24 protein-coding genes are annotated in these 23,763 nt (G+C 60.5%); 18 read left to right on the top strand and 6 right to left on the bottom strand.

Going from position 1 to position 23,763, the window contains the following annotated elements; genetic code table 11:
* From PBR20603_RS24655 to PBR20603_RS07365, 12 genes are all read left to right on the top strand, one after another.
* Positions 1 to 1,059: a glycine-rich domain-containing protein gene (locus PBR20603_RS24655; protein ID WP_484549329.1), complete on the top strand. Its 1,059-nt coding sequence runs from the start codon at positions 1 to 3 to the stop codon at positions 1,057 to 1,059.
* A gap of 187 nt (positions 1,060 to 1,246) precedes the next feature.
* On the top strand, positions 1,247 to 1,951 hold the full coding sequence (locus PBR20603_RS07415) for a phage minor tail protein L (RefSeq protein ID WP_150558862.1): 705 nt from the start codon (positions 1,247 to 1,249) through the stop codon (positions 1,949 to 1,951).
* Positions 1,951 to 2,664 (top strand): C40 family peptidase, encoded by a 714-nt coding sequence (locus tag PBR20603_RS07410; protein WP_150558861.1) that lies wholly within the window; start codon positions 1,951 to 1,953, stop codon positions 2,662 to 2,664. Before PBR20603_RS07415 ends, PBR20603_RS07410 begins: the two co-directional genes overlap by 1 nt.
* Positions 2,665 to 3,044: 380 nt before the next feature.
* Positions 3,045 to 3,647 carry a tail assembly protein gene (locus tag PBR20603_RS07405; protein ID WP_150558860.1) on the top strand — a complete coding sequence of 201 codons (603 nt, stop codon included), beginning with the start codon at positions 3,045 to 3,047 and terminating at the stop codon, positions 3,645 to 3,647.
* Positions 3,648 to 3,705: 58 nt separating this feature from the next.
* Positions 3,706 to 6,864, top strand: coding sequence for a TipJ family phage tail tip protein (locus PBR20603_RS07400; protein ID WP_150558859.1), 3,159 nt, complete (start codon positions 3,706 to 3,708; stop codon positions 6,862 to 6,864).
* Between the two features lie 272 nt (positions 6,865 to 7,136).
* Positions 7,137 to 7,889 (top strand): hypothetical protein, encoded by a 753-nt coding sequence (locus PBR20603_RS07395; RefSeq protein ID WP_150558858.1) that lies wholly within the window; start codon positions 7,137 to 7,139, stop codon positions 7,887 to 7,889.
* Between the two features lie 190 nt (positions 7,890 to 8,079).
* Complete coding sequence (locus PBR20603_RS07390; protein WP_150558948.1) at positions 8,080 to 8,421, top strand: holin; 342 nt, start codon at positions 8,080 to 8,082, stop codon at positions 8,419 to 8,421.
* Positions 8,418 to 8,699 carry a holin gene (locus tag PBR20603_RS07385; RefSeq protein WP_246174449.1) on the top strand — a complete coding sequence of 94 codons (282 nt, stop codon included), beginning with the start codon at positions 8,418 to 8,420 and terminating at the stop codon, positions 8,697 to 8,699. Before PBR20603_RS07390 ends, PBR20603_RS07385 begins: the two co-directional genes overlap by 4 nt.
* Positions 8,686 to 9,162 carry a glycoside hydrolase family 24 protein gene (locus tag PBR20603_RS07380; RefSeq protein ID WP_150558857.1) on the top strand — a complete coding sequence of 159 codons (477 nt, stop codon included), beginning with the start codon at positions 8,686 to 8,688 and terminating at the stop codon, positions 9,160 to 9,162. The genes PBR20603_RS07385 and PBR20603_RS07380 overlap by 14 nt, the downstream gene beginning before the upstream one ends.
* Entirely contained in the window at positions 9,159 to 9,632 is a 474-nt protein-coding gene (locus tag PBR20603_RS07375) for a DUF2514 family protein (RefSeq protein ID WP_150558856.1), read from the top strand. The genes PBR20603_RS07380 and PBR20603_RS07375 overlap by 4 nt, the downstream gene beginning before the upstream one ends.
* Positions 9,633 to 9,855: 223 nt before the next feature.
* Entirely contained in the window at positions 9,856 to 10,290 is a 435-nt protein-coding gene (locus PBR20603_RS07370) for a hypothetical protein (protein ID WP_150558855.1), read from the top strand.
* Positions 10,291 to 10,366: 76 nt separating this feature from the next.
* Complete coding sequence (locus tag PBR20603_RS07365) at positions 10,367 to 10,672, top strand: hypothetical protein (RefSeq protein WP_150558854.1); 306 nt, start codon at positions 10,367 to 10,369, stop codon at positions 10,670 to 10,672.
* 248 nt (positions 10,673 to 10,920) lie between these two features.
* Here PBR20603_RS07365 and PBR20603_RS07360 read toward each other — a convergent pair whose 3' ends face one another.
* From PBR20603_RS07360 to PBR20603_RS07345, 4 genes are all read right to left on the bottom strand, one after another.
* Complete coding sequence (locus PBR20603_RS07360; protein ID WP_150558853.1) at positions 10,921 to 11,220, bottom strand: hypothetical protein; 300 nt, start codon at positions 11,218 to 11,220, stop codon at positions 10,921 to 10,923.
* Positions 11,221 to 11,232: 12 nt separating this feature from the next.
* Positions 11,233 to 11,490 carry a hypothetical protein gene (locus tag PBR20603_RS07355; RefSeq protein ID WP_150558852.1) on the bottom strand — a complete coding sequence of 86 codons (258 nt, stop codon included), beginning with the start codon at positions 11,488 to 11,490 and terminating at the stop codon, positions 11,233 to 11,235.
* An 88-nt stretch (positions 11,491 to 11,578) separates the two neighbouring features.
* Positions 11,579 to 12,073 carry a hypothetical protein gene (locus tag PBR20603_RS07350; protein WP_150558851.1) on the bottom strand — a complete coding sequence of 165 codons (495 nt, stop codon included), beginning with the start codon at positions 12,071 to 12,073 and terminating at the stop codon, positions 11,579 to 11,581.
* 416 nt (positions 12,074 to 12,489) lie between these two features.
* Positions 12,490 to 13,845, bottom strand: coding sequence for an MFS transporter (locus PBR20603_RS07345; RefSeq protein WP_150558850.1), 1,356 nt, complete (start codon positions 13,843 to 13,845; stop codon positions 12,490 to 12,492).
* A 113-nt stretch (positions 13,846 to 13,958) separates the two neighbouring features.
* Here PBR20603_RS07345 and PBR20603_RS07340 point away from each other — a divergent pair, with 113 nt between their 5' ends.
* The 5 genes from PBR20603_RS07340 to PBR20603_RS07320 all read left to right on the top strand — a co-directional run bounded on the left by PBR20603_RS07340 (position 13,959) and on the right by PBR20603_RS07320 (position 20,329).
* Positions 13,959 to 14,969, top strand: coding sequence for an asparaginase (locus PBR20603_RS07340; protein WP_150558849.1), 1,011 nt, complete (start codon positions 13,959 to 13,961; stop codon positions 14,967 to 14,969).
* A gap of 18 nt (positions 14,970 to 14,987) precedes the next feature.
* On the top strand, positions 14,988 to 15,698 hold the full coding sequence (locus PBR20603_RS07335; RefSeq protein ID WP_150558848.1) for a GntR family transcriptional regulator: 711 nt from the start codon (positions 14,988 to 14,990) through the stop codon (positions 15,696 to 15,698).
* 288 nt (positions 15,699 to 15,986) lie between these two features.
* The gene (locus tag PBR20603_RS07330; protein ID WP_150558847.1) at positions 15,987 to 17,873 is read left to right on the top strand and encodes a methyl-accepting chemotaxis protein; all 1,887 of its coding nucleotides are present in this window, start codon (positions 15,987 to 15,989) and stop codon (positions 17,871 to 17,873) included.
* A 298-nt stretch (positions 17,874 to 18,171) separates the two neighbouring features.
* The gene (locus PBR20603_RS07325) at positions 18,172 to 18,414 is read left to right on the top strand and encodes a GFA family protein (RefSeq protein WP_246174447.1); all 243 of its coding nucleotides are present in this window, start codon (positions 18,172 to 18,174) and stop codon (positions 18,412 to 18,414) included.
* A gap of 319 nt (positions 18,415 to 18,733) precedes the next feature.
* Positions 18,734 to 20,329: a methyl-accepting chemotaxis protein gene (locus PBR20603_RS07320; RefSeq protein ID WP_150558846.1), complete on the top strand. Its 1,596-nt coding sequence runs from the start codon at positions 18,734 to 18,736 to the stop codon at positions 20,327 to 20,329.
* Positions 20,330 to 20,524: 195 nt separating this feature from the next.
* Here PBR20603_RS07320 and scpC read toward each other — a convergent pair whose 3' ends face one another.
* On the bottom strand, positions 20,525 to 22,021 hold the full coding sequence (gene scpC / locus PBR20603_RS07315; RefSeq protein WP_150558845.1) for a succinyl-CoA:acetate CoA-transferase ScpC: 1,497 nt from the start codon (positions 22,019 to 22,021) through the stop codon (positions 20,525 to 20,527).
* A gap of 195 nt (positions 22,022 to 22,216) precedes the next feature.
* Between scpC and PBR20603_RS07310 the strand changes: the two genes are divergently transcribed.
* Positions 22,217 to 23,134 carry a LysR substrate-binding domain-containing protein gene (locus PBR20603_RS07310; RefSeq protein ID WP_150558844.1) on the top strand — a complete coding sequence of 306 codons (918 nt, stop codon included), beginning with the start codon at positions 22,217 to 22,219 and terminating at the stop codon, positions 23,132 to 23,134.
* Here the strand turns inward: PBR20603_RS07310 and PBR20603_RS07305 are convergent.
* Positions 23,073 to 23,630, bottom strand: coding sequence for a hypothetical protein (locus PBR20603_RS07305; protein WP_150558843.1), 558 nt, complete (start codon positions 23,628 to 23,630; stop codon positions 23,073 to 23,075). The two genes, PBR20603_RS07310 and PBR20603_RS07305, sit on opposite strands and share 62 nt — an antisense overlap.
* Positions 23,631 to 23,763: the final 133 nt, after the last annotated feature.

Genomic DNA, 23,763 nt, shown 5'->3' with positions numbered 1-23,763 from the left:
ATGACGAAACAGACCATCAATATTGGCTCCCCCCCAGGCGGGACCGACGGCGATACCGCCCGCTCTGGATTCACGAAGGTTAATTTGAACTTCGATGAGTTGTACACGAGGGCTCAAGCCAAGCTGTCTAAGGATGTGAGCGGTGCCGAGGGAACGGTCGCGCTGTCGATCGATGAGGCATTGAATGGGATCATCGACTTGACCGGCGTCCTGACCGGTCCGCGCATCGTTACGGTGCCAGCATCGCCGCCGCAACCATACACCGTCCGGAATAGGGCTACAGGTGCGGCGCTGACGTTTCAAACGTCGAGCGGAACTGGAATTGTCATACCGACTGGGCAAACGGCGGTACTTTATTCCGATGGACTCAACATTGTGGATCCCATTGGACCTGCTATAGCGGCCGCTGTATCAGGCCTTTCTTTCCCGGGCCGACTCTTGGGGTTTCAAGTTTTTACGTCAAGTGGGACCTACACGCCGTCAACTGGAACAGCGTCTATTGTTGTTGAAATTCAGGGCGCCGGAGGTGCCGGGGGAGGTGCCCCCACATCACCGGGGGGCACGCAAGTGTCGGGCGGTGGGTCGGGCGGGGCGGGCGGGTACGTCAAACACAGAATGACATCGGGCTTCAGTGGTGCAGCCGTCGTCGTTGGAGCCGCTGGTGGGGCAGGTACCGGCGCAACCGGGGGGACTGGTGGAGCCAGCTCGTTCGCCGGAATTGTAGCGGCCGGCGGTGGCGGAGGGGTGGCGTATGGACCGGCGTCCGTCATTGCTGTGAGTGGAGGCGCGGGAGGCGCTGCGACCGGGGGGAATATCGTGAATGCCCCGGGTCAACCGGGGCTGCCCGCCAATGGAGTTGGCGCTATCGGAGTCTTCATCTCCGCCCCTGGCGCCATGAGCATGATGGGCGGCGGCGGATTGCAGGGACGCGGGACATCTCCCGGAGCCGCTGCACGGGGATTTGGAAGCGGCGGTGGGGGGACAATCCTCGACATAGGTTCTGGTGTTTCTGGAGGTGCGGGCGCACCAGGGGTGGTGATCGTTTGGGAGTATCGTTGATGACGCGCTATGCGATTGTCGAGAGTGGCAATGTGGTCAATGTTGTGATTTGGGATGGCGAATCTGAATGTAAGCCACTCGAAGGCGCAATTGAGTTGCCGGTCGACTCGCCGGTTAGCGTCGGTTACACATACAGGGCCGGAGAGTATTTTCCCCCGCCGATAGAGGTGCCGGCTGAGGGAAGCATATGAGTGTCTTTGCAGACATCCAGACACTTGAGCCTGGAAATCTGGTCGAGCTCTTCGCGTTGGATGCGACGGCTCAGGGCGGCGACATCCTTCGGTTTCACGGACACACGCAAGTTGGCTCGATCTGGTGGCAGGGGAGTGAGTTCTCTCCGTGGCCAATAGAGGTAGAAGGATTCGCGCGCAGCGGCGACACGCAGCAGCCGACGCCCACGCTGTCGGTCGGCAACGTCGACGGTTCGATCACGGCGTTGTGCCTATACCTCAACGATATGGTCGGCGCGAAGCTCACTCGCGTGCGGACCCTCGGCCAATATCTGGACGCCCGCAACTTCACCGATGGCAATCCGACAGCCGACCCCGAAGAGCAGCTTCCTCCTGAGCTTTGGTACATCAACCAAAAAACGGAAGAGACGAACGAGTCGGTCACGTTCGAGCTTGCCAGTGCTCTCGACTTCAACGGTGAGCAGCTTCCGCGCCGGCAGATAATCGCGAACGTCTGTGTATGGCTGACCATCGGAGGGTACCGTGGCCCGTACTGCGGTTACACGGGCTCGGCGCACTTCGACAAGAACGACAGCCCTGTGGCCGACCCTTCGCTGGATAAATGCGGAGGTCGCGTCTCATCCTGCAAGTGTCGCTTCGGCGAGAACAACGAACTCCCGTATGGCGGCTTTCCTGCCGCCGACTTGGTACGCACAAGCTGATGATCAAGAGAACATTGGAAGCGATCCGCGCTCATGCAGCGGAGGACTATCCGCGCGAAGCGTGTGGGCTCGTGATCGTCGCCAAAGGTCGGGAGCGTTATATGCGGTGCCGGAACCTCGCGCAGGGCACCGAGCACTTCGTGATGGACCCGCAGGACTACGCTGCTGCAGAGGATGCGGGAGATGTTATCGCGGTGGTGCATTCGCACCCCGACGGCCCGGCAACGCCCAGCGAGGCCGATCTGGTGAGCTGCGAGGCGACCGGTTTGCCGTGGCACATCTTGTCATGGCCGGCGGACGACTTTCGGACGATCGAGCCGCGTGGTTATCAGGCGCCGCTTGTTGGCCGCACGTTCGCGCATGGAGTGCTCGACTGCTGGTCGCTCGTTCGCGATTTCTACGCCCGAGAACTCAATATCGAGCTTCCCGACTTCCCGCGCCGCGACGACTGGTGGGCGAAGGGCGAGAACCTCTACATGGAGGGGTATCCGAAAGCTGGTTTCGAACACCTGAATCAGGACGAGCCGAGTAAGGCTGGCGATGTGATCCTGATGCAGCGCCGGGCCGAAGTGCCGAATCACGCTGGTGTTTATCTCGGTGACGGCCTGATGCTTCACCATATGCACGGCCGTCTCTCAACGCGCGAGGTGTACGGCGGGTACTGGCGGGAGATCACGCGTTGCGTTCTGAGGCACAAGAGCCTGATGGGGTAACATCGCCCTCGAATGGACTGTCAATCGGGGTGCTTATGAAATTCAATCGATATTTCGCTCTTGTGCTTGTCGCGCTGGCGGCATGTACGACCGTGTCCGATCTTCGCTCGAATACTCCGGAAGTGAGGGGGAACACGAGCATGAAACCTGAGCAGTTTGCGGCGTGCGTCTCTAGTCGCTGGAAGGCGTCGGACGTGGATTTTTCTTACGCGCCGACGGAAACGGGTGTGGAGATGGTGGTTGGTGATTCCGGGTACTACCACGCGCTTCTTGAGGCAAAGCGCTCTGGTGGTGGGTCCGATGTTGCACTTCATGTGCGCTTACCGTATGGAAATTCCGCCGTTATTGCCGGAGTGTCCGATTGCCTAAAGAGGTGACGAATGAGTGAGAAGCTTCGCGATATCAGACTTTACGGTGCGCTCGGCGCGAAATTCGGTAGATCGTTCCGGCTCGCCGTTGATAGCCCTGCCGAGGCGATACGAGCGCTATGCGTCATCGTCCCTGGTTTCAAGGCGGAGCTTCTCGCGAGTAAGAGTAAAGGTGTCGGATACTCCGTTTTCACCGGCAAGCGAAATCTCGGAGCTGATGAGCTGGATCTTCCGCCGGGGAGTGAATCGATGCGAATCGCGCCGTTCATCCTCGGCGCGAAACGTGGCGGATTATTCAACGTACTTCTGGGGGCGGCGCTTATAACGGCCGCCTTTTTTGTTCCGCAGGCAGGCCTGTTTGGAGTCAAAGCGCTCAGTGCTGGCGCGGTCGGACTCATGGGGGCATCGATGGCGCTCGGCGGCATTGTCCAGCTCTTGTCTCCCCAGCAGGTCGGCCTCTCCGTGAAAGACAGTCCCGACAACGGGGCGAACTATAACTTCAACGGCCCTGTGAACACCCAGGCGCAGGGAAACCCGGTGCCGTTGTTGTATGGGCGAATGATTATCGGCGGCGCTGTTATCTCCGCCGGCATATACGCAGAAGACCAAGCATAAGCAGCATCGAAACCACTGAAACCCCGCCTAGTGCGGGGTTTTTGATTTTCTGGGACGCATGAAATACATCATCGGTTATGGCGGCGGGGGCGGGAAGGACGGTGGCGAGAGTCGTACCTCGACCGAAAGTCCCGATAGCCTGCACTCGATCGCATACGCGAAGGTGCTTGATGCGGCGTCCGAGGGTGACGTTGTGGGGTTGGTCAATGGCATGCAGAGCGTATTCCTCGATAGCACGCCACTAGTCAATCCTGATGGCACCGCGAACTTTCAAAACGTCAGCGTGGACGTGCGCACCGGCACGCAAGACCAGACATACATCGCCGGGTTTCCGGCGGTCGAGAGTGAAACGTCTGTCGGCGTTACTCTAACGTCCACTACGCCCTGGGTTAGGGCCATCAGCAACCCGCAACTTTCAGCCGTCCGCATCACGATGGCGGTGCCTGCGCTGTCACAGGCGAACACAAGCAACGGTGATATCACCGGCTATCGGGTCGAGTATGCGATCGATCTGTCTACCGCCGGCGGTGCGTTCCAGGAAGTTCTGGCGTCAGCATTCGACGGAAAGACGACATCCACTTACGAGCGCAGCCATCGTATCAATCTGCCAGCGTCAGCATCGGGCTGGACGGTACGTGTGCGCCGCATCACGCCGAACGCAAACAGCAGCACCATCGCTGACACGACAAACATTGAAAGCATCGCGGAGATCATAGACGCAAAGCTTCGCTACCCGAATACCGCGCTGGTCGGGATCCAGGTAGACGCACAGCAGTTCAAGAGCATTCCGACCCGTTCATTCGACATGAAGGGGCGCATCATACGCGTGCCGTCGAACTATGACCCGGAAACGCGGGCTTACGTTGGATCGTGGGATGGCACCTTCAAGACAGCTTGGACGGACAATCCGGCATGGGTGTTTTACGACCTGGTGCTGCACCCGCGATATGGCCTTGGCCACCGCGTGAATGCTGCGCAGGTCGACAAGTGGTCTCTCTATCAGATCGCGCAGTATTGCGACGAACTGGTTGACAATGGCGACGGGGGGCAAGAGCCTCGCTTTACCTGCAACTGCTACTTGCAGGCGCGCTCCGACGCCTACAAGGTCTTGCAGGATCTCGCGACGGTATTTCGCGGCATGGCGTATTGGGCTAACGGTAACGTCGTGGCCGTAGCGGACATGCCAGGCGATCCCGTCTACAGCTTCACGAACGCCAACGTCATCAACGGGAAGTTCACCTACACAGGTACGAGCTGGAAGGCCCGTAAGACAGTGGCTCTCGTCACATGGAACGATCCGTCCGACTTCTACAAGGCGAAGGTAGAGTACGTCGAAGATCAGGACGGCATTGCTCGTTATGGTGTTCAGCAGACCGAGACGACGGCGTTCGGCTGCACCAGCCAAGGGCAAGCGCAGCGTGTTGGGCACTGGACGTTGAAGAGCAGCATTCTAGAGACCGAATCAGTTTCGTTCTCCATCGGGCTCGAAGAGGCAATGGTGTCGCCGGGCAGCGTCATTAGCGTCGCAGACGGCTCGCGCGCAGGGCGGCGCATTGGCGGACGAGTCAAATCGGCGGCTGGAACAACGGTCGTTCTAGACAAGGTCGAGCAGATTGCTCAAGGCGACGGGCTGACGATCATCCTGCCGAGCGGAACGCGGCAGACGCGCACCGTGCAGTCGGTGGTAGGCAACACAGTCACGGTCACAGCCAACTGGACGGAAGCCGTGCAGCCGCAGGCGGTTTGGGTCGTTGAGAGCGCCCAGTTGAAGACGCAATTGTTCCGCGTTCTTAGCATCTCGCAGGGCGATGGCCTGCAATGGGACGTGAATGCGATTCAGCACAATCCCGACAAGTACGCGGCCATCGACAGCGGAACGCGTTTGCAGCAAAGGCCGATCAGCGTCATCCCGCCGTCCGTGCAGCCGCCGGCCAAGGATGTCGTCTGGGATTCGTATTCGGTCATCGCGCAGGGCATTGCGTCGACAACTGGTGTCATCAAATGGACCCCAGCGGATAAGGCGGTCGCATACGAGGTTGAGTGGCGCCGAGACAATGGCGAGTGGGTTAAGGCAGGGCGTACCGGCTCGCAGAGTCTTGAGGTGCCGAATCTCTACGCTGGTAAGTACGTGGCCCGTGTGACGGCGCTGAATGCCCTCGACGTCCCTTCCATTCCTGCCTATTCGGTTGAAACCACGCTCAACGGGAAGACGTCTCCGCCTCCCGCGGTCACGAGCCTCATTGCTACTGGCATCGTCTTCGGCATCCAGATCAACTGGGGCTTTCCGACGGGCCCGCTCGATGTCGAGCGCACGGAAGTTTGGTACAGCCAGACCAATGACCTGTTCACGGCGATCAAGCTGGCTGACTTCGCATTCCCACAGAACACGCACACGATGATGGGCCTCGCGGCCGGCGCGACGTTCTATTTCTGGGCACGACTGATTGATAAGTCCGGCAACATCGGTGCGTGGTATCCGGCCGGTGGTGGCGTGCGGGGCCAATCCAGCGCAGACGCAACCGAGATCCTCGACTACCTGAATGGAAAGATCGGCGAGACGCAGCTGTCGCAGGACTTGCTGGAGACCATAGCAACGATCCAGCCGCCGTTTGCCGGCAGCACCGAGGATTACGCAGGGTCGATCAACATCTATGCCGGCCTGCTTTCGGTGCAGTCGCTGATTCAGGACGGCGATCGAGCGGTTGCGCAACAAGTGACTACGTTGCAGGCGACGATCGGCGAAAACACGGCACTCGTGCAGACGACCGCTCAGGCGATGGCGACGCTCGACGGGAAGGTCTCGGCCTCATATCAGATCAAGGTAGGAGCCACGGTCGACGGCGTGTATTACGGCGCTGGCATGGGCATCGGGGTCAGCAACGAGACTGGACCGACGCAGTCGCAAATCCTCTTCCTCGCTGACCGGTTCGCTTTCCTGAATCTGATCAACGGCCAGACCAGCACGCCTTTCGTGATTCAAGGCGGTCAGACGTTCATCAACCAGGCATTCATCGGCACTGGCTGGATCACGAACGCCATGATCGGCGATTACATTCAGTCGAACAACTACAGCGCTGGTCTGTTGGGATGGCGTTTGGACAAGTCCGGAAGCTACGAGAACAACGGCGTAGGCGGGAGTGGTAGACGGGTTGAAACCAACAACAGTTCGAAGTGGTACGACTCTAACGGAACGCTACGCATCCGCATGCAGGTTTGAATGCCGGTATTTGAACTCTATAACCCCGACGGCTCGTTGCAGCTCGATCTTTCGAAACGATTGTCGAGAAAGATCGGCCAGGTTGCCGTGACCGGCAGCGGGTCGTTCTCCGTACCAGTCTCAAACGCCAACTGCCGTGTGTGGGCCTTCTCAAATGTCAGCGGTAGCGCGGTCGGAACTGTAGTGTCTTTGCGCAGCAGCGGAAACGTCGTGAGCTATGCGGTATACAGCCCAAGTGGGGCGACTGTAACGGTGTATTACGGGGAGTATTGATGGCGCTTATCGAGGTAATCAATGACTCCGGTTCAGTGCTGATCGATGACAATTTCGCAAGCTACGCCATTGTCACGAAAGGCACTGCGAGCACCTCGTTTCTGGGAGCAAATAACCAGTTCGATCACTACAGCGGGGGTATGACGCAAGGCTGCGGTGTGGTGGTGAGTTGCCCCGACCCCGGATCGGGCGAGTGCTTTATGGCATTTCGTTCAGCCGGCAACGTCGCTATGAAGTATCAGTGGCGATCTGGCGGGACGATGTACTTCTTCTTGTCGTCCAACACACCTGTCTCCGTCTCGTACTACATCTTCGCTCCGGCGAGCCTCGTTGGTGGAAACGGAATTCTCCAGCTGTTCAATGCCGCTGGTCAAAAGACGTTTGATAGCGATCTGCAATATTCGCGCGTGACGGACTTCGTGCAGGTTTATTCGCCAGATCCATCGGTGCTGCCGCCTCCGTATATGGACAATACCGGATGGCCTATGCCGTGGGCAACTTCGCGAACGTATGACTCTTCGAGGACCTATGCCGTCGCTCAAATTGAGCAGCAGGATTTCTGGGATAGAGATGGCCGTGGTTCAGCTCAAGCGATGATTTCGAATCGCGTGGTTGGCTGCCGAATGTCAGGGGCGACAGCGATATTTGACTATTCCGTGGGCAGACTCGGGGCTGATTCTAGCTTGGGGGACTATGACGCCGCTGGGTCATTGGGAGCAACTTTTATGGTTATAGACGTGACCGGCTACTGAGCAGGAATTTCGCAGCGTAGAGAACGCCGCGACAACGCCAATTGGAGCGACCGCGATAGCTACGCCGAGACATGCTAAGAAGTCGAAGTTCATGTAGCACCTCCGGTCATTGATCGAGAACGTAAGCCGCCTATCTGGGCGGCTTTTTTATTTCCTGAGCGGGGCGCGGGGTCGCCCAAAGGACAAGCCAATGGCAGAACCCACATCAAGCGCAGCGGCGGCCGCATTGGCTGTGGTGGTGAAGGTGTTACCCGGCGCCATCGGATCGCTGATTGCGCTCCGATTCATCGGCGAAGGGCTGACGAAGAAACAAAAAGCGATGTCGTTCGCGGCCGGCGCGGCGATGTCCTACTACCTCAGTCCGTTGGTCGTGATGTATTTCGCGATCACGGATGCCGGCGCTCAGCAGGCGTTCGGGTTCTTGATGGGGCTGTTCGGCCTGGCGCTTGCAAAGGAAGTGTTCAAGGAAATCAACGATGCCGACCTGATCGGGGCTCTCAAGCGGCGACTCTCCGGAGGGCTCGAAAAATGATCTGGGTATCGGTGTTCTTTGCCGCTAACGTCGTCGTTCTCGGCGCATGCATTTGGGTGACGCTGAGTGATGCGATCGCGACGGGCTTTTGGGGAACGACGGGCTTCGTCGCCATCGGTCTGGCTTCCGCCGGCAACCTGTTCAAACCGTTCTGGATGCGCCACGCGATCGACGGCCCCGAAGTCCTGATGCTCGTCGGGATGGCGATTGTCGGCGTGTGGCTGATGGCCCGGAAGGCGTACTGGGCAAACAAGGAGCGACAACATGGCTCGAATTGATCCGGCAACGGCCGGTGGATTGAACGTGTGTGCGTTTCTCGACATGCTCGCGTGGTCTGAATTCACGTCTCGCATTTCGGGATCGGACGACGGATACAACGTGATCGTGGGCGGAGGCCTGTTCGCAAGCTATGCCGACCATCCCCGCAAGTCCGTGTGGATCAAGCGCTTCAACGTGTGGTCAACGGCCGCCGGGCGCTACCAACTTCTGTCGCGCTACTTCGATGTCTACAAGCAGCAACTCGGGCTTACGGACTTCTCTCCTGTCAGCCAGGACAAGATCGCGATCCAGCAGATCCGCGAGCGCGGCGCGCTGGCCGACATCAAGGCAGGGAATATCGCGTCCGCCATCTCGAAGTGCCGGAACATCTGGGCCAGTCTCCCCGGTGCCGGGTATGGGCAGGTCGAGCATGCGCTCGAGCCGTTGCTTGCTCAGTACGTGAAGGCGGAAGGTGCGATGTGAGTTGGATCGATCCGCGCGTATGGGGCGCATTCCTTCTCGCCGTTGTGCTCTCGGCCGGCGGCGGCTACTGGAAGGGGCATCACGACGCTGACCAGTCGGCAACAGTATCCGACCAGGCGAAGCAAATCCGAGATCTGACGGCCGACCGAGACACCTACCGCCAACGTGTGGAAACCCAAGCAGGAGTCATCAAAGATGCAAAAAAAGCTGCTGACAAGGCAACGGCTGATGCTCTTGCCAATGCTGCTGATTCTGCCGGGCTGCGCAAGCAACTTGCCGGCTATATCGTTGCCGCCAGAAATTCCACCGCTGCCAGCGCCAGCGCGCCAGCCGGTGACCCCATCGGAGTGCTTGCCGACGTGCTCAGCCGCGCTGATGAACGAGCGGGGAAGCTGGCGCAATTCGCTGACGCTGCCCACATCGCAGGACTTGCCTGCGAGCGCAGTTATGACTCGTTGATGCAAAAATAAGCGAACTAGTCAGTGCCGTCAAAGCGGACAACCTTTGCATTGGCGTGGCCGGTCGCGCGAACTAAGTGCGACAGATCGGGCCGACTGTCCCTCCTATTTCAAATTTGACACGTTTTGTGCTCCTCATTTTCTCCCGGGGGGGCGAGAGGGCTTCGGGGGCCTCGCTAGGCTGGCATTGGCACGAAGCCTGCTTCATAGATGGGCCGGAGTATCGGAGGTCACTATGGAATATCCAGGTTGGTTGATGCGCGCCGCAGCGCTTGGAGCACTGGCATTACCACTCCAGGGTGGATACGCACAGGGCAACGATGCCGAGCAGATGGTTGATCTCGTCTATTTGATTGAGGCGAGCAAGCCGAATTGCTCTGGGATGGGCCTTTATTGGGAGGGCATCCTAGGTAGGTACCGGTCCGTAATTCGTTTCAGCGACGTGACGTTCGACGGAATCGATTACTACCCGGACAAGCGAACGAGTTCATGGGGCACGCCTACTGCAGTAGTTCTCGTTTCCTGTCGCGACGGTTCGGATTGTATCCCTGTGTTCCAGGGCAAAAAAGACACAGAGTACCACCGCCGGTTTGAGCTTCCCGTTGCCTATCGCGATGCCGACGAGCTACTGGCCGTACTCAAGCGATACCAGCGGGCTTGCGGCTATTAGGCTCCAGATGTTTCAGTTCCGAAACGTTTCTCACGCAATAAACCCCGCAGCACCTTCGTCGATATGAGGTGAGATCATGAGCAGGATTCTGTCCGCAGCCCCGCTGGTCATCGTATTAAGTGCATTCTCCGCTTCGGCAGCAACTGACGCCGAGCGTGCGCTTCGGCAACGTCAGTGCGGGAGCTTGGATCAGATCAGTAAAGACAAATACTCCACCCGTTACAGTCTGAAGAACCGGTGCGACTTCAAGATCTATTTAAACTACTTCTGTGAAGGCGACCCTCAGCGAAAGCGCTGGACCGTCGAGCCTAATTCGACCACTGAGATGTCGTGCAACCACGTGACGTCCAATGGGCGCATCCGCTACGACTGGGATTACTGATAGGCCCGTCATGCTGGACGCAACAGTTCGACCGCTTTAGATTGCGCGCCGCACAATCGTTTCATGTTGAGTGCGCACGTGATTGCTATCTCTGTTGCAGGCAGCTACTGTCCCTCGGCTTCTCCCACCACTCATCCCAATCCGCACCATAGCGAATGTCGCTCATCTTCGGTGCCCGCTTGAGCAAAGCGGGGCCGTCCATTCTCGGGTCACTGCAGATAGCGGTTCGTGGCCGACGGCGCGTACTCCTAGCGGGGCGGTGCGCCGGGAATTCGCGGGGATTCCCCCTTGGCTGTTCTGTGTTCGCCAAGCAGCGCCTTGAGGCATTCGAGCGCAATCAAGGTGTCGCCGACCTCTTCCTTCCACGCCTGGTGGATGATCGCATACAGTTTTTCGACCTCGAAGAGCACCTTTTGCTTGCGCTGGGCTTCAAGCCGCCGAAATGCGACTTCCTCGATTACGCGCCGAAGAACGGGGTCCTTGTGATTGAGCCATAGGCTGCGCAATTGGTCGATCGTCAGATCGGAGGGGCGGGGGTTGAGAGGCATAACGACACCTCGCTACGCCGCGGCGTACTCGTCGAGCGCGGGGATTCGCCCGTGCTGAAACAACACCTTCGGCGATTCCATCGCGCCAGTCTCGGGATCGAGCAGCACTTCATAAGCTGCAACGCCGGCGTGCTGCTCGCGCATTGAGTGGGCGACGCGAACGGCGCCGACGCTGGTGCTGGCCGGCCGCACCTCAACAGGCAGCAGGTCGCCGCCAGACCCTTTGCGGAACGGGACGACGATAAATCTGGTGGTGTGTGGATCTCGCATGGCGACCTCTCTCGGGTAACTTCGAGGGAGGTAAACTAACACGAAATACTGTACAAAAACACAGTATATTAAGGGCGGCAGTGACGGCCTATGACATGCCAAGTCGAATAAACGGGATCACGCCCAACAAGAATCCTCCGGCAGACAGCCAGCCGAACAGTTCGGCAAAGATAAAGGCTAGTTTTCCGCGTCGCAGCGGGGATAGCAAATCTAGAGGGTTGCTGGGAGGTGACTTCAATTTGTCCCATTTATCGATGCGCTTGGTAATTTCGTTCGCGCGTCTCAGGTGCCCCATCGCGTTTGCGTACATGTCGATAACGGCGGAGGCTAGACCAAAGGCAAAGTACATGATGGCTGGTACGCAAAACAACTTTACCGGAAGAGCTTCGTGTCCTGATGAAGTCGAGTATGCGAATGCGCCAGCCAATCCAGCAGCATTAATGAACGCAAGATGCTTGACTGTTTCGGTCGTCCAAGTTTCAAATTTTTGAAGCTGTTGCGCACGCCAATCTGTGGCCGCACTTCGGATCGCTCGAATGTACTCAATCCGATATTGCACGGTGTTGTCTTGCTGATCTTCCATCGCGCCCCCGAGACTCAATGATTACCCCACATGGTAGAGCTAATGGTGGGGGATTCTGGTGGGCATTTTTTTGCCCTTCAACGCAGTTTACGTGTCAAACCTGTTCAATTTGCGCAGTTATAACATGTTGATTTTCAATGAAAGTTAATCGCCATGGCTGTGTAAATGTACAGTTTAAACTAACTCATAATCCCTTGGTCGCTGGTTCGAACCCAGCACGGCCTACCAAGAATAGGGCCAGTAGACGATACGTCTGCTGGCCCTTTTTTGTTGCCCGGCGTCAGGCCACCCGGTTTCTGCTTCGTAGATAGTGTCCGCGCGTCCGCAGTCAAAGAAAAAGGGCCGGTGGACGATGGTCCGCCAGCCCTGCTTTGTTATCCGAACGACTTGTCAGTCGCTCATTCCGCCCGGTTCAATCAAGCGGACACCGTTTCGCCTTCGCGTCGCCCCACCTTCGGGCCGACGCCGGGCTTTACCTGCAGCATCGCAAACACGCCCACTGCCGTTGCGACTGCTGTCGCGACAAACATCGACGAGTAGCCGTACTTGGCCGACAGAATCCCGGCGAGCGTCGGTGCGAGCACCGCCGCGATGTTCGCGATGAAGTGCATCAAACCACTGAACGTGCCCACGCGTGTCGGCGCCGTGTCGATCACCACCGCCCAATACACGGAGTTCGGCAGGGCGTTAAGCGCATTACCCAGCGTCATCAATGCGATCACCGCCCACACGCTCTGCGCCTGCGAGACCATCAGGAAGCACAACGTGGTACATGTCAGCGCGGCAGCCGCGAACCAACTGCGCGCAATGACCAGCTTGCCCGTCTTGCGATACAGCCAGTCGGAAATGCGTCCGCCGAGCAGCACCGTCACGCACGCGCCCGTCCACGGAATCATGCCGATGTACCAGAGCGAGGACAGCGTGAAATGGAACTCGTCGGCGAGATACTTCGGTGTCCAGGTCAGCAGCATGAAGTTCACGTAGATGAACGCGAAATAGCCGATCGAGTTGAACACCAGCGTCCTGCTCTTGAAGAAGCTCCACCACGGCATATCGCTCGCTGCGGCGGCGGCCGACGGATGCTGCGCCGGGCGTCCCGCCTGAATCAGCGCCACCTCAGCCGCATTCACGCGCGGATTGTCTTCCGGACGGTTGGTATAGACGCGCGCAAACAGCGCAATCAATACGAAGCCTGCGATACCGAGCACGATGTACATCGTGCGCCAGCTATCGGTGAGCAGCAGCAGACCCACCGCGACCGGCGCCGTGAGCAACGCACCGAGCGGCGTGCTCAGCAGCCCGATGGACACGGCAAAGCCGCGCTCCGACGGCGACGCCCAGGCCGCCATCGTCTTGTTGATGATCGAGTAGGCCGGACCTTCGGCGAAGCCGAACAGCACGCGGATCGTGGCGAAGCCGGTCAGCGCCGAACCGCCGAGCACGGCGATCCCGAGGTCGCCCGCCCAGATCATGGCGATGGCAAACGCCGACCATGCCACACCGGCAATCACCCATACCTTCTTGGCGCCCACGCGGTCGGCCAGTGCGCCGCCGAACAATGCGCCAAACATATACCCGTAACCGAAGTAGCCGAGGACTGCGCCCCAGCCGGCCCGGTCGAAACCATATTCCGACGTGATCTGCGCCGCCGAGTACGAAATCGCGCCCCGGTCGATGTAGTTCACGAGGGCGATCACCACGATCAGCGCGAATACCGCGAACCGGTACCGCGTCGCCCCGGCGGCCGGATGGCCCACAGTGGTTGGTTGCATGACGTCTCCTAAAGTGTTGGGTTCTCTGCGAAGCACCCGATGCCCTTCGCAAACGATTGTCGATTATATATAATGCACAATGCATATCAACTGAAATCAAAAAACTGTCCACCATGCCCAATTCGCTTCCCGTGGTTGCCGTCGCCTCGCTTGGCGGCACGATCAGCATGACCCCGTCAGACGCTGCCGGCGGCGTTGTCCCGACGCTCGACGCCACGCAGTTGGCGCGCTCTGTCCCCGGCTTGTCCGACGTCGCAACCATCAAGACGGCATCGCTTCGCCAATTGCCCAGCGCCTCACTGCGTTACGACGACCTGATGGACGCGCTCACCTGGGCCGAGCAGCAGATCGCCGACGGTGCGAGCGGCGTTGTGCTCACGCAGGGCACCGATTCGCTGGAGGAAACCGCCTTTTTGCTGGATCTGTTCTGGAAATTGCCTGCGCCGCTGATCATCACGGGGGCAATGCGCGCTCCTCAGGCCGCAGGGGCAGACGGTCCCGCGAATCTGCTGGCCGCAGTGCGCACGGCCGTGCATCCCGGCAGCGTTGGTCGCGGCGTGCTCGTGGTGATGAACGACACGGCACACTACGCGCGCTGGGTCAGCAAGGGCGATGCGCTGGCAGTGCAGGCCTTCGTGTCGCTCGACGGCGGTGTTGCGGCGCGCCTCGTCGAGGGGCGCCCGACGTTTTTCCATGCCCGGCCGGCACGCCCGCAACCATTGGCACGGCCCGTGCGCGATTGGCCGAAGGTTGCACTGGTGACGGCCGTACTGAGTGACGACGGCGAACTGGCCGAGATGGCCATCAAGGGCGGCTACGAGGCCGTTGTGATTGCGGCGCAGGGCGCCGGCCACGTTTCGTTCGGATTTGCCGAGCGCATCGGTTCGCTGGCGGCGAAGGCGCCTGTCGTGATCGCCAGTCGTGCGGCTGGCGGGTCCACGGCATCGCAGACCTATGGCTACGTCGGCGCTGAAATCGATCTCGCCCGGCGCGGCGCGCACCTGTCCGGCTGGCTGTCTGCGCTCAAGGCGCGCTTGCTGGTGACGGCGCTGCTGGCCTCAGGGGTCGCGCCCGGTTCGGTTGGGGAGGCGCTGGCAAACTGGAGTAAACTCACGCCTCAATAATCTACAAACGGCATCCCTTTGAAAAGCACGTCCTCCGCATCTGCCAGCGTGTCCGGCACGTCCGGCCGCCGCCGGCTCACGGCATATCAATATGCCATCGAGACACTGCGTACCGAGATTCTGCAAGGCAAGTTGAAGGCGGGAGACCGGCTTCGGCAGGACGATCTCGCGCGCCGTCTCGAAATGTCGACGACGCCCGTGCGCGAAGCGCTGCGCACGCTGGTCTCCGAGGGGCTGGTGTTTTTCGACGTCCACCGCGGTGCCGTGGTGCGTGGTCTCACGATCGACGACGTCAACGAGCTATACCGCCTGCGTAAAACCCTTGAACCGATGATGGCCGAGCAAGCGATGGCCACGATTCGGGAGGAGGACATTGCGCACGCGCAGGCGTTGCACGCCGAAATGCTCGCGACGTCGGACGTCGTCAAATGGACCGAGCTGAATCAGGCGTTTCATGCCGCGCTATGGGCGTCGCAGGACCATTCGCGGCTGGCGCACCTCATCAAGACCTTGCGCGATGCCTCGGGCCCCTACATCGCGCTATCGCTCTACATGCGTCCCGTGCATGTGGACGTGAGCAACCAAGAGCATCAGAAGATGCTCGACGAATACCGGGCGCGCGATGTGGCGGCCACCCGGCGCCACACGGAAGACCACCTGGACGCCACGTTGCGCATCATCGTCAAGGCCATCGAACAGACCGAGGCCGAGGCAGCCGCCAACGACTGACGCCGCTACGCGCATCAGGCCCCCGTCATCACGCGCTGCCCGCGCTTTCTGCGCTTTCTGCGCAGTACCCTTCGCACCCCTGATGTTTCGCCATCCATAGCGACTGCCAAGTGCGATTGCGCCTGGCTGCCATGCCATTGGGTGTCGGAATTCCGGGTTAACACTTAAAGTTCTCTCGACGTCTGCCGTAAATCCCTAGGTGGAACCCCCACCTAGTGGAGCCGGTGGCCTGGGCGCCGGCTTCTGTCTTTTGACCCCCCTAGCCGCAGGCCTGCCTCTCCAGACAGCATGACAGTATCTTCGCTTAGAACACGCATCATCCTGATCGCGTGTGCCACCGTTATTGGTGCACTGATCCTCTCCGGCATTACCACGTACGTCATCGTGCGCAGTAGCATGATGTCGACCATCGCCAACACGCTCGACGCCGTTGCGCGCGGCAATACGCTTGCCGTGGAACGCTGGGCGGCAGCCAAGGGCCAATCGGTCGTGGGCACAGCCGCCGCCGTCGAAAAGGGCGAGCAGGGCGTCGCGCTCACCAAACTGCTTGGCGCTACGAACGGTTTCCCCATCTCCAGCATTGGCTGGAGCGACAAGTCGTACTTCTCCAGCGGCCCCACGCCGCCCGATTACGATCCGACCGCGCGTCCCTGGTACAAGGGGGCGACCGGTGCCGGCAAGCTGACCGTCGTGAAGCCGTATGCCGATATCGCTTCGGGCAAGCTCTACGTGTCGTTCGCCGCGCCGATTCTGCGCGACGGCCAGACGCTCGGTGCCGTGAGCGGCGCTGTGCCGCTCGACGCCGTTCAGGAAGTCGTCAAGGCCGTGCATCCCACACCGTCGAGCCTCGCGTTTGTGGTTTCGCGCGACGGTCTCGTGATCGCGCATCCCGATGAGCAGCTCATGCTCAAGCAGTGGAGCGATCTCGCGCAATCGCTCACGCCCGAGGTGCTTGCCAGCATGGAACGTGCGACCGAGCCGATGGAAGTCGATCTCAGCGGTGCTGCCAAGCTGTTGAAGGTACAGCCGGTGCCGGGCACCGACTGGCTCTTCGTCGTTGCTCTCGACAAGGCGGAGGCGACGGCCGGCCTGTCGCGCGTGCTGAGCGCCACGATCATCACGCTGATCATTCTGACGCTGTGCGCTATCGGTATCGCGAGCTTCTTCACGTCGCAGGCCTTCCGTCGCTTGTCGCAAGTGCGCGACGCGATGGATACCATCGGTTCGGGCGGCGGGGACCTGACACGCCGTCTCGATGTCGTCGGTCATGACGAAGTGGCGCAGATTTCCCGCTCGTTCAATGCGTTCGTGGACAAGATCAGCACCGTCATGATCGACGTGCGTGCCGGTGTGCATGGCATGACCTCGGCGACGAGCGAGATCGAGATGGGGAACCGCGACTTGTCGCAGCGCACGGAAGCGTCGGCGGGTACGTTGCAGGAGACGTCGGCGGCGCTGACCGAGCTGACGGCCAGCGTCAAGCAGACGGCCGAAGCGGCCGAGCACGCCACGCGTCTGGCCAACGACGCGAGCGAAGCGGCCGGGCGTGGCGGCGACGTCGTCACGGGGGCCGTGACGACGATGAGCGAGATCGCGCAGTCGTCGGAGCGCATTACCGAGATCATCGGCGTGATCGACGGCATCGCCTTCCAGACGAACATTCTCGCGCTGAACGCAGCCGTCGAAGCCGCGCGAGCGGGTGAGCAAGGCAGGGGCTTCGCCGTGGTGGCAGGCGAAGTGCGCACACTGGCGCAACGCAGCGCAGCCGCCGCACAGGAGATCAAGACGCTCATCGAGGCGTCGGTGCAGAACGTCAAGAGTGGCACGCAACGTGTGCAGGCCGCAGGCAACACGATGGGGGAAATCGTCGACGGCATCTCGCGCGTGCGCCGTCTGGTCGGTGAGATCCACAGTGCCATGACGGAGCAGAGCGCCGGCATCAGTCAGATCGACCGCAGCGTGGCAGAGATGGATCAGTCGACGCAGCAAAATGCGGCGCTGGTCGAGGAGTCGGCGGCAGCATCGGCGATGCTCAGCGAGCAGGCGCGCAATCTTGCCGAGACGGTCGCGCTGTTTCAACTGCGCGAACACGGCCGCCATGGCGTTACCGTGGTTCGTAGTCACGCCAACGGCTCGCGCGATTCACGTCGCGACGAACCGGCGCTGGCTGCCTGAGCGAGCGCCTCGCGCCCGCGCTTCCATTCCTCCTGCACGAAGCCGGCGCAACTGCCGCCGGCTGTCACACCTGCCCGCCGGATTCTGTCGCAAAATAGTCCCAAGATCCGGCGGGCGTCTTCTCGCAGATTTCGCGCATTCGATGCCCTCCGGCCAAGTCCTCGACATAATCAGGAGATACGGTATGGCGAATCAGCAATATTCAGGCGGATGCCATTGCGGTAAATTGCGATTCACCGCAAATATTGATTTGTCCAAAACAATTGCGTGCAATTGTTAAATCTGTAAAAAGCGTGGATTGATTCTCGCCTTTTCGCCGATATCGGAGTTTTCGCAAACGGCGGGCGTGGGAATGGCGGAGGAATATCTTTTCAATAAGCACGTCATTCGTCACCAGTTCTGCCCGACATGCGGTGTCGAAGCGTTTGCCTTTGGTGACATGCCGGACGGAGCGGAAATGGCTGCGGTCAATGTTCGCTGTATCGACGGCATTGATCTGGATACGGTGCATCCGGCGCCTTTTGATGGCGCCAGCAAATAGACTGCGACGACCGCGCCGGATTCTCCTCTGCCGATGTCGCCGCGTCGAAGGACGCGGTGATCCCGAACACCATTGCGTGGAAATATTCACATCGATAGATGAATCAATATATTTCCATGGATATTTCTGGTTTTCAAAAATTTCTGGTTCGCTTTGTGAAACGAACGTCGAAATTCAATGAATAAACGCTTCGTCTGCGTGGCTTTGTAATTATTTGAAAGCCATTGCGTGAGAATCAGGGGTTTATTGGCTCAAGATTCTTGAATGGTCGCCCGTTATCTCATGCGATTGTTGTCGTTTTATCGCACATGGAGCGGGCATGAAGTTCTTGGGTAGTCTCAAAATCGGCACACGATTGACCATCGGGTTTGCCATCACGCTGGTCCTGCTGTGTATTGTGGGTGGCATGGCTGTGTTCCAGGCGTCGCGCATTTATGGCGGCACCCGCGATCTGGCCGACAATTGGTTGCCCAGCGTGCAGGTACTCGGCACCGCGCAGGTTGCCGCCAATGCCGCGCGCCGGGCCACACTTGCCTCGCTGCTCACGACGGACGAGAGCACGCGGGTGGACGAAACGAACAAGCGTCAGGCGTCCATCGATCTGATGAACAAGACGCTTGAGAGCTACAAAAGTCTGATTGCCTCGAGCGAAGACCAGCGTGCGTATGACGCCGTGCGTGAAGCGTGGGCGAGCTACCTGGCGGTCGATAATCGCGCCGCCGAGCTTGCAAAGGGCGACGACGCGGCCAAAGAGCAGGCGCGCACGCTCGTCATGACCGACGAGGTCAAGCGGTTCTCCGTACTCAGCGACAAGCTCACCGAGCACGTGGCCGTGAATCGCGCAGGGGCGCAGGCGGCGAGCGAGACTGCCGCAAGTGACTACCACACAGCGTTCGTCGCAGCCATCGTGCTGATCCTGCTGTCGCTGGGTGTCAATATCGTCATCGCACTGGCCATCACCCGCTCGATTACGGTGCCAATCGGCCGTTGTGTGGATATCGCGCAGACGGTCGCTCGCGGCGATCTCAGTTCGCGCATCGAAGTGCATGGCAAGGACGAACTCGCCCAACTGCTGGGATCGTTGCGGGACATGAACACGAAGTTGGCGCAGGTCGTGGGGCAGGTGCGTAACACCAGTGAGAGCATCGCGACAGGCTCGGCGCAGATCGCCGCCGGTAATACCGATCTGTCGTCGCGCACTGAACAGCAGGCGGCGTCGCTGGAGGAAACGGCGGCGAGCATGGAAGAGCTGACCACCACGGTCAAACAGAACGCCGACAACGCGGAACAGGGTAACGTGCTTGCGACGAACGCTTCGCATATCGCCCTGCGCGGCGGCGAAGTGGTGCGTCAGGTGGTCGCGACAATGCGCGAAATCTCCGAGGGTTCGGCACGCGTGTCGGACATCACGAGCGTGATCGAAGGCATTGCCTTCCAGACGAACATCCTGGCGCTCAACGCCGCGGTTGAAGCGGCGCGCGCCGGTGAACAGGGCCGCGGCTTCGCCGTGGTGGCGGGAGAAGTGCGCACGCTCGCGCAGCGCAGCGCCAATGCCGCGAAGGAGATCAAGGAGTTGATCGATGCCTCGACGCGTCAGGTCAGCGAGGGCACGAAGCTTGTCTCAGAGGCGGGCAGCACGATGGACGAGGTCGTGCATGCCGTCAAACGCGTGACCGATCTCATGGCGGAAATTGCCGCAGCGTCCACCGAACAGCGCACGGGCATCGAGCAGGTCAATCAGGCGGTCATGCAGATGGATACCGTCACGCAGCAGAACGCCGCGCTGGTCGAAGAAGCCTCGGCTGCCGCGCAGTCGATGGCGGCGCAATCGGGTGGCTTGCGCGAACTGGTGTCGATCTTCACGCTCGACGGCGCTGCTAATCAAGCGCATCGCACACAGCGGCTGCCCGCCTGAGCGGCATTCACCAGGCAATAAAAAGCGGCTCGCCAACGATCGCTGGCGAGCCGCGAATGCCTGAACGCTCTCACCAGCGTTCGGCCCACAGGACCGCATGCGCCCCATGTTCTTCTCGGCATCGACGTTTGCCGTCGATGCCGGTCAATCGGCGTCCGGCCGCCCGCCCCCCGGCGTCGGCGACCGGCGCCGATGTCATTTCCCTGCCAGCATCGAGCCGCGCTCGCGCAAGTTGACGTGCATGTCGAACGCGTGCTCCAGCGCGTGCGGCGTCTGTCCGCCGTAGCGCAACGCGTCGCGATAGTAGTCGCGCAGAACTTCCCGGTAGCTCGGGTGGGCGCAGTGATCGATCACCAGATTCACGCGCTCGCGCGGGGCGAGGGTGCGCAGATCGGCGAGACCCTGTTCCGTGACGATGATGTCCACATCGTGCTCGTTGTGGTCGACGTGCGGCACCATCGGGACGATGCTCGAGATCTTGCCGTCCTTGGCAATCGACTTGGTAGCGAAGATCGCCATGCGTGCGTTGCGCGCAAAATCGCCTGACCCGCCAATGCCGTTCATCATGTGCGTGCCGCCGACATGCGTGGAATTCACGTTGCCGTAAATATCCGCTTCGAGCGCGGTATTCAACGCAATCAGCCCCAGCCGGCGGATGACTTCCGGATGATTGCTGACCTCTTGCGGGCGCAACACGAGCTTGTCGCGATAACGCTCAAGATGCTTGAACACGCGATCCTGCACCGCCTGCGACACCGTGATCGACGAGCCCGATGCGAACACCATCTTGCCCGCGTCCATCAGCTCGAACGTCGAGTCCTGAAGCACCTCCGAGTACATCGTGAGGTCTTCGAACGGCGAGTCGATGAAGCCCGTGAGCACCGCATTGGCGATGGTGCCGATCCCCGACTGAATCGCAGGCAGCGTGCGCGGCAGACGGCCACGTGAGACTTCGTGCTGGAAGAATTCGATGAGATGCCCGGCAATGCGCTGCGTGTCGGCATCGGCCGGCAGGGCATTGGAAGCGCTGTCCGGGGTATCGGTAATGACGATGGCGGCGATTTTCTCCGGCGCGATCTTCACCACGTTCGTGCCGACACGATCACGCACGTCGACGATGGGCAGCGGCGTGCGATGCGGGCGCTGACCCGGAATCCAGATGTCGTGCATGCCTTCAAAGGCGAGCGGCTGCGCGAGGTTGATCTCGACGATGACCTTTTCCGCGAGAATCGCGAAGCTCGCCGAATTGCCGACCGACGAACTCGGCACGAGCCCGCCGTCTTCCGTGATGGCGACCGCCTCGATCACCGCCACGTCGAGCTTGCCGAACTGGCCGGTGCGCAGGAATTCGACCGTCTCCGACAAATGCTGGTCGACGAACATCACCTCGCCGCGATTGATCGCGCTGCGCAGGGTCGTGTCGACCTGGAACGGCAAACGCTTGGCGAGTACGCCGGCTTCGGTGAGTGTCTTGTCGGAATCGTGCCCCAGCGATGCCCCGGTGATCAGCGTGATCTTCATCGGGTGGGCCTTCGCCCGCTTGGCCAGCGCAATCGGCATGTCCTTGGCGTCGCCGGCGCGGGTGAACCCGCTCATGCCGACCACCATGCCGTCGCCAACCAGCTTTGCAGCATCGTCGGCGCTCATCACCCGGTCGCGTAGCGACGCCAGGCGGATGCGGTCTTCAAACATCGTGAGGCTCCTCGTCTCTCTTATTCGAATCTCTTGATCTATTGGCGCAACAGCCAGTGGTGAGGCCGTTTGCGCTTGACTCGAAGTGTATTGACCCATCGGGTACATTTCCAATATATTGAACACGTTGTTTTCATATTTTTTATGTATTGCCGGTGCGAACCCCGGCGGGGCAGGGCTGACAGGGGAGTTGTCATGGAATTGCGGCATTTGCAATATTTCATTGCCGTCGCTGAAGAGCGTCATTTCACGCGAGCCGCTGCGCGTGTCGGGATTCAGCAACCGCCCTTGAGCTTGCAGATCCGGCAACTCGAGGCGGAATTGGGCGGCCCGCTATTCGTGCGCTTGCCGCGCGATGTCGTGCTGACCGAGTTGGGAGAGGCGTTCTTGCCGGAGGCGCGGCAGATTCTGGAGCGGGTGGAGCGCGTCAAGCGCCGCATGCAGCAGATTTCGCGCGGCGAGGCGGGGCAGATTCGTATTGGATTCGCGGGCGCGACGTACTTCGAGCCGCGCATTCCGGCGTGGATTCGCGACTTTCGTGCGCGCTACCCAGACGTACAACTGCATCCGCAGCAGAGCAATACCGCGAGTTTGCTGACGGCGCTGGTGGACGAAGCCATCGACGCTGCGTTCGTGCGCACGCCTTTCGAAGTACCGCCCGGCATTGTCAGCTTGCCTGTGGTGGACGAGCCTATGGTGCTGGTGCTGCCGCTAGGGCATGCCATGTGCGCACGTGAGCGCGTGCCGCTTGCTGCGCTCGCGCGGGACGAGTTCATTCTGCTGCCGCGCGAGATCAGTCCTGCGCTGTACGACCGCACGATCGCGGCCTGCGAGTCGGCGGGTTTCCGCCCGAAGCTCGGGCAGGAGGCGCCGCAGATCACTTCCATCGTGCCGATGGTGGCGGCGGGGTTCGGTGTCTCGCTGGTGCCGGCGTCGGTGAGTCAGATTCGCACGCCCGGGATGGGCTTCTGGCCGATTGACGGCGATGTGCCGCACGCGCCCATCAGCCTTGCCTATCGCGCGGATCACGGCTCGGCGGCGCTCGACAGGTTTATTGCGATGTTGCCGGCAGATTCGCCAGACAGTGCCGGCAGCGCACCGCCTGACGCTTGATGGTCTCGGCGCAGAGCGGGCATGGCCTTTCATCACCGGCCAGCGACGCGTGTTCGCTGGCTGCGGAGCTGTTGGTCGGGATGAGCGCACCACGCTCAGGGGGCGTGGCAAGCGTCGGCAGCACGGGAGCGAGGGCTAGGCCTGCGCTCGCGTTGCGGGTGCTCGGGGCATCGTCGTATGCGTCATAGCCGCGCTGGCTTGCGCTGGGCACGACATCGTCGCGCGTGGGCAGCCAACCATTGGCGCGCAGCTTGCCGATGAGCAGCGGGTGGATCATCAGCGAATAGAGCAGGCAGGTGACGGGCAGCGAGATCGCCAGCGCCGATTCCTTCCAGATCAGGGCAGGGCCGATGGCGAGCGCCGTCCAGACGAGCGCATGCCACGCGAAGCCATAAGCCAGCAGGTAGAGCGGGCCGAGGAAAAATGCCGCAACGCATGACAGGCGCGTGATCTCGACGACATCGCCGTTCGCCGGATTACGAAATTTGAGCGTCATGACGGGGCCGTGAGGAGAGGCAGAGGGGGAAACGGTACGCCAGCGCCGACCCCCTATCGTCCCACTCCTGAATCCCTGTGCGGCGGCGCTTGCCGGGACGCCGGGCGACGGGGCGCGCAAGACCGCCCGCATC

This window comes from Pandoraea bronchicola, assembly GCF_902459805.1.
GTDB lineage: Bacteria > Pseudomonadota > Gammaproteobacteria > Burkholderiales > Burkholderiaceae > Pandoraea > Pandoraea bronchicola.
This window is presented reverse-complemented; position numbering and strand designations above follow the sequence as displayed.